Genomic DNA, 504 nt, shown 5'->3' on the forward strand with positions numbered 1-504 from the left:
CGACGTATGCATCCGGATACCCTATGAGTCTGCTATCGATAGCTGCACTGGATCTCGCCCTCGGCGGTCATCTCGTGTTGGAGAATGTTCACCTGACCCTCGAGCGGGGCGAAATCGTCACCATCGTGGGACCCAATGGCTCGGGTAAAACGACCTTGCTGAAAAGCATTATCGGCGCATTGACGCCGCAACGAGGCTATATCGACAAGTCGCCGGGCATGGTCATTGGCTATGTGCCGCAACGTTTACACCTCGATGCGACCTTGCCGATGACCGTGTCGAGATTGATGCGACTGCCGCGCCGGCGACCAACGCACGAGATCGAGACGGCGCTCGACCGCGCGGGCGTCACTCAGCAGGCCAGCAGCCAGATTTGCGACCTCTCGGGCGGCCAGTTTCAGCGCGTTCTGCTGGCGCGTGCGTTGCTTTCGTCTCCCGATTTATTGATTCTCGACGAGGCGACTCAGGGGCTCGATCAGCAGGGAATGGCTGACTTCTATCGCC

Annotated in this window: 1 protein-coding gene; it reads left to right on the forward strand. The window is 59.5% G+C overall.

Annotated features, from left to right (window positions below):
• Nucleotides 1–23: 23 nt before the first annotated feature.
• Nucleotides 24–504 (forward strand): ATP-binding cassette domain-containing protein (locus tag OP496_RS18345; protein WP_280565438.1); only part of this gene is annotated, 481 nt, incomplete at its 3' end.

Origin of the sequence: Chromohalobacter sp. 48-RD10 (assembly GCF_029889785.1) — a bacterium.
Classification (GTDB): domain Bacteria; phylum Pseudomonadota; class Gammaproteobacteria; order Pseudomonadales; family Halomonadaceae; genus Chromohalobacter.